A 7024-nucleotide genomic window follows, 5' to 3' on the forward strand; every position below is an offset into this window, starting at 1 on the left:
CCCGGTCGCGGCGTGTCGGCGACCCCCGGTCGCGGCGCCCGGTCGTCCTGCGCCGTGAACTCCCTCAGCGCAGAAGGGAGTTCGGGCGTTCCAGTGCGGCGCTGATCAGGCGGTCGACCAGCTCCGGGTACTCGACCCCGCTCGCCTTCCACATCTGCGGGTACATCGACACGGGCGTGAAGCCCGGCATGGTGTTGACCTCGTTGATGACCACGCCGCCACCGTCCAGCAGGAAGAAGTCGACGCGCGCGAGCCCTTCGCAACTGAGGGCGTCGAACGCGGCCACCGCCATGCGCTGTACCTCGCGCGTCTGCTCGTCCGTGAGGTCGGCCGGGACATCGGTCTCGGTCACGTCGTCGAGGTACTTGGCCTCGAAGTCGTAGAACTCGTGGTCGCCGCGCACCCGGATCTCGGCGGGCACGCTGGCGATTGCGCCGTCCCGCGTCTCCAGCACGCCGCACTCGATCTCTCGGCCGGTCAGCATGCCCTCGACGATGACTTTGGGGTCGTGCTTGCGCGCGGTCTCGATCGCCTCGTCAAGGGCGTCGAGGTCGTGCACCTTGCTGATGCCCATGCTGGAACCGGCGCGCGCGGGCTTGACGAACACCGGGAAGCCGAGGGCCTCGACGGCCTTGCGCACCGCGGCGGGGTCGCGCTCCCAGTCGCGCGGGCGGATCGTCGTGTACGGGCCGACGGGCAGGCCGAAGCCCTCGAAGACCCGCTTCATGTACTCCTTGTCCATGCTGACCGAACTGGCCAGCACGCCGGAGCCGACGTACGGCACCCCGGCCAGCTCCAGCAGGCCCTGGATGGTGCCGTCCTCGCCGTACGCCCCGTGCAGCAGCGGGAAGACCACGTCCACGCCGCCGAGCACGTCGGTGACCTGGCCGGTCTCGATCAGCGCGAGTTCGCGCTGCGTCGGGTCGGCGGCCAGCACGACGGAACCGCCGGGCTCCGCGACGTCGGTGACGTCGGGCAGCCGCCCGGAGTTGCCGATCGCGAGGCGCTCGGCGGCGTCCGCGACCAGGGCCCAGCGTCCGTCCTGCGTGATGCCGAGCGGGAGCACGTCGTACTTCTCGCGGTCGATGGCGGCCAGCACGCTGCCCGCGGTGACGCAGGAGATGGCGTGCTCGGAGCTGCGTCCGCCGAACACGACGGCGACGCGCGGACGCGTGCCGGCGGCTGCGGGGGTGCCGGTGGTGCCAGGGGTGCCGGAAGCGGAGGTGACGTCGTTCATGGTGGGCAGAACCCTACTGCCACATGTGTGCGAGCGCTGGGAGGCACCTCGCGGAGGTCGGCCTTCGGTCGCGGATGTCGGCTGCCGGCTTCGGCGGGCGCGTCAGCCGTGGACGTCGTACCGCTCCGGCTTGGCGCTGCGCGACATCAGCTCCTTGACCGCCAGGCGCGGGGACTTGCCGTCCTTGACCATCGCGACCACGGTGTCCACGATCGGCATCTCGACGCCGTGCCGGCGCGCGAGTTCCTGCACCGCGACACACGACTTGACGCCCTCGGTGGTCTGGCTCGCGGCGGCGGTGGCCTCTTCGAGGGTCATGCCGCGGCCGAGGTTCATGCCGAAGGTGTGGTTGCGCGAGAGCGTGGACGAGCAGGTGGCCACCAGGTCGCCGAGCCCCGCGAGTCCGGCGAACGTGTGCTGGTCGGCGCCCATCGCGGCACCGAGGCGCATCGTCTCGGCCAGGCCGCGGGTGATGAGCGAGGCCTTGGCGTTGTCGCCCAGGTCCAGTCCGTCGGCGGCGCCCGCGGCGAGGCCGATGACGTTCTTGACGGTGCCGCCGAGTTCGCAGCCGACCACGTCGGTGTTCGTGTACGGGCGGAAGTACGGCGTGATGCACGCGGCCTGGAGCCTGCGGGCGACGTCCTCGTCCGCACACGCGACCACGCTGGCCGCCGGGAGACGGCGGGCGATCTCGGCGGCCAGGTTGGGCCCGCTGACGACTGCGACGCGGTCCTGCCCGACTTCGGCGACCTCGCCGATGACCTCGCTCATGCGCTTGGCGGTGCCGAGTTCGATGCCCTTCATGAGGCTCACGAGCACCGCCTCGGGCGGCAGCAGCGGGGCCCATGCGGTGAGGTTCCCGCGCAGCGACTGCGACGGTACGGACAACACCACGAAGTCGGCGTCCGCCGCGGCCTTTGCGGGGTCGACGGTCGCGGTGACGTTCTCGGGGAGACGGACCCCGGGGAAGTAGCCGGGGTTGTGGTGGTCCTTGTTGATCGCGTCGGCGACCTCGGCGCGCCGCGCCCACAGCGTCACGTCGCATCCCGCGTCGGCGAGGATCATCGCGAAGGCCGTGCCCCACGAACCGGCGCCGAACACCGCACAGCGCGTCATGCGGCGCCGTCCTCGGCGGGGCGGGGAGTGGCGGGCTTGGCGGTGTCGGGGCTGGTGACGGGCTTGGCGGTGTCGAGGGTGGTGTCGGAGGCGGCGTCGACCGGCGCGTCGGTGCCGGTGTCGGCAGCCGCGTCGGCGGGCGCGTCGGCGCCGCTGTCGACGGCTTCACCTGCGGCGGCGGAAGTGCCGGTGTCGGCGGGCGCGTCGGCGTGGTCGGAGGCCGCAGCCGCCGGATCCGCGTCCGTCGCGGGTGCGTTCTTGGGCTTGCGCCGGTTGTCGCGCGGCGGGGCGGGTTCGTCGCGCAGTTTGGCGAGCAGTTCGGTCACGGCGTCCATGATGCGGTCCGTGGCGCCCCGCAGGACATCCGCGGTGAGCTCGCGCCCGCGGAACTCGTCGAGGTCGACGGCCGGTCCGGCGAGCACCTTCATGGTCTTGCGCGGGAAGAGGCGCGGGCGCTTGGCGTACGGCGCCAGCAGCTCCTGCGCGCCCCACTGCGCGACCGGGATCACCGGCGCGCCGGTGGTCAGCGCGATGCGCGCGGCTCCGGTCTTGCCGGTCATCGGCCACATCGCCTTGTCGCGCGTGATGGTGCCCTCGGGGTAGACCGCGACGCAGTCACCCCGTTCCACGGCCTCCACGGCGGCGCGGAAGGCCAGCGCGGCGTCCGCGGAGTCGCGGTAGACCGGGATCTGCCCGGCGCCCTTGATGATGCGTCCGACCACCGGGATCTTGAACAGCGAGGACTTGGCCAGGAAGTGCGCCTCGCGGCCCGACTCGTACTGGAAATGCGCATAAGTCAGCGGGTCGACATAACTGATGTGGTTGACCGCGGTGACGAAGCCGCCTTCCGCCGGGATGTGCTCCATCCCGCGCCAGTCGCGCTTGGTGAACACCACGAGCAGGGGTTTGACCACCACGACCACGACGCGGTACCAGAAGCCGATCCTTCTGCGGGCCATCAGTAGCGAGCCTCCTGAGTCGTGTTGCGCCGTGTCCCTGCTCACACAAAGGGCGACCCGGCCGAGCGGATGCCGATTATGTACAAGGGAACACCATGGTGTGATCGCACCCGGGCGCAACCCCCCGAGCGCCGGCCGACGCCCGTAGTTTCCCGTGAGAATCGTCGCGATGTCGAGAAAGGCGCACGTCCACTGCACCGGCAGACTCCGGACCCGGGTATTTGGCGGCCTCGAACGAGCGTCCGGACCGACACCGCGGCCGGACCGCGCGCGGAAGGCGCGAAACGCGGCCGGTGAAGCGCGGCGCCGGCACTCCGGCGAACGCTATTGACGGCAACCGACCGCGAACGCGCAAGATCGACCGAGCGGGCAGTGCGGAATCGACACGATGCAGGGAGGACGGATGCGCGAACCCCGGGTGACCCCTGGTCTCGCGGTACGCCCCGGTCTTCCGGTCGTCCCGCCGACCGCGCGCCGCTGGCGCCTCGTGGTGCCGGTGAAACCCCTGCCGCTGGCCAAGAGCCGGCTCGCCCCGGCGACCGGCGAGCACCGCGGCGAACTCGCGCTGGCGTTCGCGGCGGACACGGTACGCGCGGCACTCGCCTGCGCACACGTCGACGGGGTGCTGGTCGTCACCGACGACGCGTTGGTCGCGGAAGCCGTCCGCGCGCAGGGCGCGGAGACGGTCGCCGATGTGGGCGGCGGACTCAACGCCGCGCTCGCGCACGGCGGCGCGCTCGCCGCCCGGCGGTGGCCGGGGACCGGGACCGCGGCACTGTCGGCCGACTTGCCCGCGCTGCGTTCCGCGGAGTTGGACCGCGTGCTGGGCCAAGCGAGCGCGCACCACCGCTCGTTCCTGCCGGACGCGGCCGGAATCGGCACCACCTTGCTGGCCGCCGCGCCCGGTGTCCCGCTGGCCCCGGCCTTCGGCGGCGCCTCCCGAGCCCGGCACCGCGCCTCGGGAGCCCACGAACTCACGCCGCCGGACGTGGATTCGGTACGCCGCGACGTCGACACCGCGGAGGACCTGGCCCGCGCGGTCGAACTCGGCGTCGGGCCGCGTACGTGGGCGGTGCTGCCGCTGCTGACGGCGGGCTGCTGAGGGCGGGCTGCTGACGGCGGTCGAGCAAAGGCGCGGCCTGAGGGCGGTCGCAGAAGCGGAGCCTGAGGCCAGTCGCAGAAGACGGGACCCGAGGGCGGTCGCGCAACGCGAGACCGAAGGCGGTCGCGCAAGGCGGGGACTGAGGGCGGTCGCGCAAGGCGGGGACTGAGGGCGGTCGCGCAAGGCGGGGACTGAGGGCGGTCGCGCAAGGCGGGGACTGAGGGCGGTCGCGCAAGGCGGGGACTGAGGGCGGTCGCGCAAGGCGGGGACTGAGGGCGGTCGCGCAAGGCGGGGACTGAGGGCGGTCGCGCAAGGCGGGGACTGAGGGCGGTCGCGCAAGGCGGGGACTGAGGGCGGTCGCGCAAGGCGGGGACTGAGGGCGGTCGCGCAAGGCGGGGACTGAGGGCGGTCGCGCAAGGCGGGGACTGAGGGCGGTCGCGCAAGGCGGGGACTGAGGGCGGTCGCGCAAGGCGGGGACTGAGGGCGGTCGCGCAAGGCGGGGACTGAGGGCGGTCGCGCAAGGCGGGGACTGAGGGCGGTCGCGCAAGGCGGGGACTGAGGGCGGTCGCGCAAGGCGGGGACTGAGGGCGGTCGCGCAAGGCGGGGACTGAGGGCGGTCGCGCAAGGCGGGGACTGAGGGCGGTCGCGCAAGGCGGGGACTGAGGGCGGTCGCGCAAGGCGGGGACTGAGGGCGGTCGCGCAAGGCGGGGACTGAGGGCGGTCGCGCAAGGCGGGGACTGAGGGCGGTCGCGCAAGGCGGGGACTGAGGGCGGTCGCGCAAGGCGGGGACTGAGGGCGGTCGCGCAAGGCGGGGACTGAGGGCGGTCGCGCAAGGCGGGGACTGAGGGCGGTCGCGCAAGGCGGGGACTGAGGGCGGTCGCGCAAGGCGGGGACTGAGGGCGGTCGCGCAAGGCGGGGACTGAGGGCGGTCGCGCAAGGCGGGGACTGAGGGCGTCGCTGACGCCAGTTGCCGAGAACGGGTCACCGACGGCAGTTGGCGAGGGGGGCCGCCCAGGGCGGTGCCCGCCCCGCGCGGCCGGCGCACCCGATGCGTTCAAGCCACCACGGCCGAGAAGGCGCACAGCCGCCCGCGAGACGCCCGTGCACGGCCTCCGGCACCCTCGGGGCGCCCGCGGCGCACTTCGCGGTCTCAGCGGGGCGTACAGCGACGCGGGCGAGAACCGGGCGGGCTCGAATCCCGGTGGGCCGTACCCTCAAGCCATGCAGGGAACCGTGCACACATTCGACGCCGCCACCCGCTCGGGCACCGTGCTGCTCGACGACGGCACCTCGCTCCCCTACCCCGCCTCCGCCTTCGACGCGTCGGGCCTGCGGCTGCTGCGGCCCGGCCAGCGGGTGCGGCTCAAGGTCGAAGGCGAAGGGGCCGAGAGGGCGGCGGTATTCCTGACGATCGCGACGCTGTCCGATCCGCACATGTGAGCACCGCGCACGAGTGCGCACGCGCACCGGCACGAACACCCGTACGGCCTAAGCAATCCCGCCCCGGACGCCGCACCCGCTTCACGAAGTGCCCCCGAAACGCCTGGTATTCATCCTCCCGGACAGTCACCGCCACCCCGATGGCCCAACGAGGTGACCTCCAACTCGCCTGCCCCACAGGACCCGAAGGCCGTCGGTGGCGGTGAGCCCGAGGCGTGCCACCTCCGATCGGGAACGGATCAGCAGCCCCAACAGCCCCACTGCACAAGGATCGCAGCGCCGCAACCGGAGCGACGGGAGGACGGCGCGGCTGCCTTGCGTGGATTGGTGTCCTGCCCGAACGGCCCTGCGGCATAAGGGTGGCGGGCTGATCCGACCGGACGCATGTCGCGCCCGAATGGCCAACGGCCTTGCGTACGCCTGTGCATGGATGCGGGGGGTGCCGTCCGGACCAGCGAACATGCGTGCGAATCAAGGCACCTGCACGCAAGTGCGGTCCTCGCGCGTTCCGGCCCAACGCCCCAACTCCGGGCTGTGACCCGGCAACTGCGCACCGCATCGCCGTCAGCCATCCGGCCCCCCGACACGGCGGAACCCGAACGTCCCACCAACTCGCTTCCGTGGCAGGGCAACTGCGGTCCGCAACCAGACCGCACCGGCCCGCAGCACCGCGTCCACCGACGAAGTGGCAAGCCCCGCAAGCCCGCAAGACCCGCGGGAGCCCCGGCAACCCGCGCCGACGACCCCGCGTGCGACCCAAGGCCGCCGAGGGCAGAATCCTCCCCGCATCCGCTGCAACGACCGCGACGGGCCCGAAGTCACGGCCCGGCGGCACCCGGCACCCCCGTCACGTGCCCGGACGCACCGCCGATGGCGCCGTACCGAACCACACAGCCCCAGCCGCACGCACCGCCCCCGGACGGCGAAGTCGCCTTGTGCGCGGGGCTGCTTGCACCCGAACGGCCCCGGCGCGGCAAGGCCGATTCCCGTGCCGCAGGGGCCCTCCGACCCGAACGGCCCTGCCCCGTCGGGCCCCCGGCCGACCCGCGTCCGGAATCCGGGGTTCCGGACGCGGGGGGGGGGGGGGGGGGGGGGGGGGGGGGGGGGGGGGGGGGGGGGGGGGGGGGGGGGGGGGGGGGGGGGGGGGGGGGGGGGGGGGGGGGGGGGGGG

Annotated in this window: 5 protein-coding genes; 2 read left to right on the top strand and 3 right to left on the bottom strand. The window is 73.4% G+C overall.

The genetic code is table 11. The features are described 5' to 3' along the window. Window positions 1-64: 64 nt before the first annotated feature. From ACRX5S_RS12895 to ACRX5S_RS12905, 3 genes are all read right to left on the bottom strand, one after another. On the bottom strand, window positions 65-1237 hold the full coding sequence (locus ACRX5S_RS12895) for a D-alanine--D-alanine ligase family protein (protein WP_436773022.1): 1173 nt from the start codon (window positions 1235-1237) through the stop codon (window positions 65-67). 102 nt (window positions 1238-1339) lie between these two features. Further along, window positions 1340-2353, bottom strand: a complete 1014-nt coding sequence (locus ACRX5S_RS12900) for an NAD(P)H-dependent glycerol-3-phosphate dehydrogenase (protein WP_436773023.1) — start codon at window positions 2351-2353, stop codon at window positions 1340-1342. Next, window positions 2350-3312, bottom strand: a complete 963-nt coding sequence (locus ACRX5S_RS12905) for a lysophospholipid acyltransferase family protein (RefSeq protein WP_436773024.1) — start codon at window positions 3310-3312, stop codon at window positions 2350-2352. Before ACRX5S_RS12905 ends, ACRX5S_RS12900 begins: the two co-directional genes overlap by 4 nt. 403 nt (window positions 3313-3715) lie before the next feature. Here ACRX5S_RS12905 and cofC point away from each other — a divergent pair, with 403 nt between their 5' ends. After that, window positions 3716-4414, top strand: coding sequence for a 2-phospho-L-lactate guanylyltransferase (gene cofC / locus ACRX5S_RS12910; protein WP_436773025.1), 699 nt, complete (start codon window positions 3716-3718; stop codon window positions 4412-4414). 1221 nt (window positions 4415-5635) lie between these two features. Continuing rightward, entirely contained in the window at window positions 5636-5854 is a 219-nt protein-coding gene (locus ACRX5S_RS12915; protein ID WP_436773026.1) for a cold-shock protein, read from the top strand. Window positions 5855-7024: the final 1170 nt, after the last annotated feature.

It is taken from the genome of Yinghuangia sp. YIM S09857 (assembly GCF_051388915.1).
Taxonomy (GTDB): Bacteria; Actinomycetota; Actinomycetes; order Streptomycetales; family Streptomycetaceae; genus Yinghuangia.

Bases quoted from the DNA above. Each gene is read 5' to 3' on its own strand.
- ACRX5S_RS12895 (WP_436773022.1), bottom strand. From the start codon at position 1,237: ATGAACGACGTCACCTCCGCTTCCGGCACCCCTGGCACCACCGGCACC.
- ACRX5S_RS12900 (WP_436773023.1), bottom strand. From the start codon at position 2,353: ATGACGCGCTGTGCGGTGTTCGGCGCCGGTTCGTGGGGCACGGCCTTC.
- ACRX5S_RS12905 (WP_436773024.1), bottom strand. From the start codon at position 3,312: ATGGCCCGCAGAAGGATCGGCTTCTGGTACCGCGTCGTGGTCGTGGTG.
- cofC (WP_436773025.1), top strand. From the start codon at position 3,716: ATGCGCGAACCCCGGGTGACCCCTGGTCTCGCGGTACGCCCCGGTCTT.
- ACRX5S_RS12915 (WP_436773026.1), top strand. From the start codon at position 5,636: ATGCAGGGAACCGTGCACACATTCGACGCCGCCACCCGCTCGGGCACC.